Annotated in this window: 6 protein-coding genes; 2 read left to right on the top strand and 4 right to left on the bottom strand. The window is 74.8% G+C overall.

Annotated features, from left to right (window positions below; all coding sequences use genetic code 11):
• Positions 1-77 precede the first annotated feature (77 nt).
• The 4 genes from rarD to eccE form a co-directional block, all read right to left on the bottom strand.
• Positions 78-1,001 (bottom strand): EamA family transporter RarD, encoded by a 924-nt coding sequence (gene rarD, locus AB0D32_RS32580; RefSeq protein WP_357098769.1) that lies wholly within the window; start codon positions 999-1,001, stop codon positions 78-80.
• Positions 1,002-1,053: 52 nt separating this feature from the next.
• Positions 1,054-1,497 (bottom strand): GNAT family N-acetyltransferase, encoded by a 444-nt coding sequence (locus AB0D32_RS32575; protein WP_357098766.1) that lies wholly within the window; start codon positions 1,495-1,497, stop codon positions 1,054-1,056.
• Positions 1,498-1,609: 112 nt separating this feature from the next.
• On the bottom strand, positions 1,610-1,996 hold the full coding sequence (locus tag AB0D32_RS32570) for a phage holin family protein (protein WP_357098763.1): 387 nt from the start codon (positions 1,994-1,996) through the stop codon (positions 1,610-1,612).
• Between the two features lie 60 nt (positions 1,997-2,056).
• A complete protein-coding gene (gene eccE / locus AB0D32_RS32565) occupies positions 2,057-3,976 on the bottom strand; it encodes a type VII secretion protein EccE (protein ID WP_357098760.1) in 1,920 nt (639 codons plus the stop codon).
• Positions 3,977-4,235: 259 nt separating this feature from the next.
• Here eccE and AB0D32_RS32560 point away from each other — a divergent pair, with 259 nt between their 5' ends.
• Both AB0D32_RS32560 and AB0D32_RS32555 read left to right on the top strand, forming a co-directional pair.
• Entirely contained in the window at positions 4,236-4,556 is a 321-nt protein-coding gene (locus AB0D32_RS32560) for a WXG100 family type VII secretion target (protein ID WP_357098772.1), read from the top strand.
• Positions 4,557-4,581: 25 nt separating this feature from the next.
• Positions 4,582-4,875 (top strand): WXG100 family type VII secretion target, encoded by a 294-nt coding sequence (locus AB0D32_RS32555; protein ID WP_357098758.1) that lies wholly within the window; start codon positions 4,582-4,584, stop codon positions 4,873-4,875.
• Positions 4,876-4,918 lie beyond the last annotated feature (43 nt).

Here is a 4,918-nt window from a genome sequence, read left to right as displayed (position 1 = left end):
ATGAGCACGTGACCTCCCGGGACGTGCGCGCCCCCCCGGCGGGGGGGGTGGGGGTGGGGTGGGGTGGGGGGAGAGGGTCAGCGGGGGGTGGGGGCGGGTGTCGTGGTGGCGCGGCGGGTGCGGTGGGTGCGGTGGGAGTGGCGTAGGGCGTCGGCGGTGAAGACGATCAGCGCGGCCCAGACCAGGGCGAAGCCGGCGAGCCGGGCCGGCGGCATCGGCTCGTGGAAGATCAGCACCCCGCAGCCGAGCTGGAGGATCGGGGCGAGGTACTGGATCATGCCGAGGTTGGTGAGCGGGAGCCGGTTCGCCGCCCCGGCGAAGAGCAGCAGCGGGATCGCGGTCGCCGCGCCGGCCGACACGAGCAGCACGGTGTGTCCGACCGACACCTGCCCGAACGTGGCGTCGCCGGCGGCGGCGAGCCACCCCAGGTACGCCAGCGCGGGCAGCGCCAGCACCGCCGACTCGACGAAGAGTCCCTCCGCGGCGGGCAGCCCGAGTCGCTTCTTGACCAGGCCGTACCCGGCGAAACTGAGTGCCAGGGCCAGCGCCAGGTACGGCAGTCGGCCGTAGTCGATGGTCAGCACTGCCACGGCCAGTCCGCCGATGCCGAGTGCCGCCCACTGCGCGGGGCGCAGCCGCTCGCCCAGCACGGTGACGCCCAGGAGCACCACCACCAACGGGTTGATGAAGTAGCCGAGGGCGGTCTCGACCACCCGGTCGGAGGTCACGCCGTAGATGTAGGTGCCCCAGTTGACCGCGATCAGCGCGGCGGCGACGCCGATGCCGGCCAATGCCCGGGGCCGGCGCAGCAGCGCCCGCAGGAAGCCGGCGTTGCGCATCGCTCCCAGCAGCAGGGCGACGAACACCACCGACCAGACGATCCGGTGGGCCAGGATCTCCATCGACCCGGCCGGGCGCAACAGCTTCAGATAGAGCGGGAAGAACCCCCAGAGCAGGTACGCGACGATGCCGTAGAGGTAGCCGAGACGGAGTGGCGTCACGCCTACACCGTAAGGGGCGAACGGCTGCCCGGATCCTTGCCGGTGATCCGGCTCACCGGCTGCTCCGCTGGTCGAGCTGCATCCAGCGATGCGGATCGGCCAGCGGGGCGAACCCGACCTTCGCGTACACCGGCTGTGCGTCGGCGGTGGCGAGCAGGATCCGGCGTACGCCCAGATCGGCGAGATGGTCACGGATGGCCCCGGCCAGCCACGTGCCCAGCCCCCGACCTCGCTCGGCGGGGTCGACGTAGACGTCGCAGAGCCAGGCGAAGGTGGCCCGGTCGGTGACCACCCGGGCGACCGCCACCTGCCGGCCGTTATCCGGGCGGTAGACGCCGAACGGCACCGACCCGGCGAACGCCCGCACCACCGTCTCCCGGTCCCGCCCCATGGCCCAGTACGCGTCGGTGGCGAGCCAGTGGTGCACCAGGTCCAGGTCGATCCGGTCCGGATCGGTGCTGAGCAGGTAGCCGTCGTCGCGGGTCAGGGTGGACATGCCCGCGACGCTAGCCTGGCCACCCGGCCCGATCAGCGGCCAATTCCCACCCTCTGGTCGGGCCCACCCACGGGCTGGGCCAGAGGGCGGGCCGACCAGGGTGTGACCCGGGTCAGTCGCGGTCCAGGACGGCCCCGAGGATCCAGGTGACGATGCCGACGAAGAGCGCGCCGAGGACCGCCTCCGGCCAGAAGCTGTCGACGTGGAAGGGCAGCCCGACCTGGTCGGCGATCCAGCTGGTGAGCAGGAACAGCAGCCCGTTGACCACCAGCGCGATCAGCCCGAGGGTCAGCAGGTAGAAGCCGCAGCCGACGGTCTTGATGATCGGCTGGAGCACCGCGTTGACCACACCGAAGATCACCGCGACGAGGAGCAGCGTGATGACCGCCTCGCCGGCGGACGCCGTACCCAACGTGATGCCCGGGATGAGCAGCGTGGCCAGCCAGAAGGCGAGCGCCGTGCTGCCCAGCCGGATCAGCAGCCCTTTGAGGAAACCCATGGCGGGGATCGTGCCACGGACGGACCACCTGGGGAACCCGCGAGATCGCCCGGGCCGCGCTCAGCGGCGGGAGGGACGGCCGATCAACTGCGACTCGATCGGGGTGGGGGAGAGCAGCGCCCAGCGCAGCGCCCGCCGGTTGACCACCGCCACCATGTCGTCCCGGATCCGGGTCAGCCACTCCGCCGACCCGCCGAGGCCCAGGGCGGCGCCCGCCACGGCGGCCTCGGTCGGGTCGAGCGGTTGCAGCACGGCCAGGTCGGCGCGGCCCAGCGCGTCGGCGTCGGCGGGAGTCAGTTCGTCGCGTACCAGCAGCGTGGTCCGCCACGGGGATCCCGGCTCCGTCTCGGGGGGCGTGGGACCGGCGTCGACCACCACCAGCAGTGGGCGCAGCGGCGAACCCGATTCGCCCACCGGGCGGCCGGGTGGGAGCACCGGGATCATCGCGCCGGGGATGCCGACGCCCCGGACGAACGGCTCCCACGCGCGCGGGCGGGCGGTCTGCACCACCACCCGGGCACCGAGCGCCATGGCCCGCACCGCCACGAGCTGCGCCGCGCGTACGCCGCCGACCAGCATCACCCGGGTGCTCTCCGGCCGGAACAGCCGGACGGTCACCGCGCCGCCGTGCCGGTTCGTGCCGACCATGAGCCCGGCCGCACCGACGGTCAGCTCCAGGCCGTCGGGCGCCGGACCCGGGCTGGCCGCGCCCGCCGCCGCGAGCGGCAGCGTGCCGGCCAGCCCGTCGAGCTGCGCGCCGTCGAGCCGGTGCACCTCGCCGCCCACCTCGGTCACCAGCCGCCGGAGCGCCTGCGCCGCGATCGACAGCTCCGCCGGGGTGGCGGCGGCCAGTCGTACGGCCAGCTCGGTCGGCGCCGACGCGGGGTCGGCACCGGCCCACGGCCCGACGCCGAGCGCGACGGTGGTCGCCGTCGCGGGGAGCGCGAGCAGCCGGCCCACCAGGCGCCGGCCGGCGTCGGTACGCGCGTCGGGCCAGCGGCTCAGCCGGAAGGTGGTCTGGAGCAGGTCGCCCGCCCGGACCGCCTGCCAGGACTCCTGGGCGGGGTGGTCGTCGTGGTGGGCCAGCTCCGCCAGCACCCGCAGCGTCGCGTGCTCGCCCAGCGGGCGGGCGGTGGCGGGCCCGATCCGGCGCGTGATCCGACGCACCGTCCCGGAGAGCGCCCGTCGCAGCTCCTCTGCCGTCCAGCCCTCGACGCGCAGCACCCGGACGGCGAGCACGGCCCGTTCCCGGCCGGCGAGCCGCCCGTCGGTCAGCTGCCGGTAGGAGGTGGCGACGGTGCCGCCACCGGCGCCGACGGTCGGCGCCGGTGAGCCGGTCAGCAGGAGCTGGAGCCGGACCGGGGGGCCGTCGGGCGCGGCGGCCGGCAGCAGCGCCGCCGGGACCGGCAGCGCGCGGGGAACGTCGCCGAGCAGGTCGGCCGGGTCGCCGACCTCCAGCAGGGCCACCATGCCCGTGGCGTCGTCCAGCACGGCGGCCGGTGCGCCGGCCAGCTCGGCGGGGCGGACGACCGCCCCCGGGTCGACCAGGTCCAGCAGGGCCGCCGGGCCGGCGGCCGGGGGCAGGGCGCGGCGGCGGGTGGCGTAGCCCAGGCCGGTGGTCAGCCACTCGAAGAGCCAGCGCCCCCGCAGCCGTACCCATGCGACGGGCAGCAGCAGCGTGGCCACCCCCACGGCGGCCAGCATCGCCAGCACGCCGCCGCCGACGGCCGCGACCACGACGGCCACCGCCACCTGCGTGGCGACGACCTGGCCGGCCCGGACGCCGGCGCCGCCCCGCCGGGCGGCCGGGATCCACTGTGGCGGCAGGGCAGCCCGGGGTGCCGGGGCACCTGCACCGGCGCCGGCGGGGCCGGGCGGACCGGGAGGGGCGGGCGGTGCTGGCTCGAAGGCCATGGCGGGTGGGCCGGGATCGTGGCCCGGGGCCGGCCGGTGCGGGCCCGTGCCGGTGGTCACCGTCACCGTGCCTCCTCGACCGGTCACTTGCCGCGACATCGACGCCGCCCATCGTAGGGGGCGAGCCCGGTGGGGTGGGGGCGGCGGTCCTCCACAGGGGATCGTCACGGGGTAGCAGAACCGCGACCGGGCCGCTACCGTCAGCGACGAGTTTTGCTGACCCCCGCGCCCGCCGTGCTTGACGTCGGGGCGGCGCGAGCGGCACGCCCGGTGAGTGGGCGCACCGACGGCCAGCCACGACCGAGGAGACGAGGTGACGTCCCGGGTGTCCCAGACCCAGGCAGAAGCAGCGGTGATGCAGCAGACCGCTGCGAAGTTCGAGCAGGTCGACCAGTCCCTGCAGTCCATGCTGAGCAGCCTGATGGCCGAGTTGGAGGTGTTGCAGCAGGCGTGGCGCGGTGCCGGCGGGCGCTCGTTCGAGCAGGTGAAGCAGCAGTGGGCACAGGACCAGGCGGCGTTGCAGCGGGCCCTGCGGGAGACCGCCGGCGCCATCCGCACGGCCGGCCAGCAATACGACGTCTCGGACACCGAAGCCGCCAGCCGGGTGTCCACCACCAACCGCGGCGGCATCCAGCTGCCGCTCTGACCCGGTCTCGGGGAGGAGACATCCGATGGACCACGGTGTACTGGTCGTCAACTTCGCCGCTCTGCAACAGGCGAGCGCGGACATCCAGAAGGCGCTGAGCGCGCTCGACTCGCAGCTCGGGCAGCTCGAACGGGATGCCGCCCCGCTCGTGGCGAGCTGGTCCGGCGAGGCCCGACAGGCCTACGAGCAGCGGCAGGGCCGCTGGCGTTCGGCCTCACAGGACCTCCAGGCCATGCTGCGCGACATCAAGCTGGCGGTGGACGACTCCGCTGCCGACTACCTCGACACGGAGAAGAAGAACGTCGGCCTGTTCCAGTGAGCCCCGCCCGGTGGTGGCGTCGACCTGACCCGGTCGACGCCAC

The organism is Micromonospora sp. NPDC048170, from assembly GCF_040652795.1.
Classification (GTDB): Bacteria; Actinomycetota; Actinomycetes; order Mycobacteriales; family Micromonosporaceae; genus Micromonospora.
The sequence above is the reverse complement of the archived record's forward strand: the minus strand, read 5'-3'. Positions and strand labels throughout refer to the sequence as shown.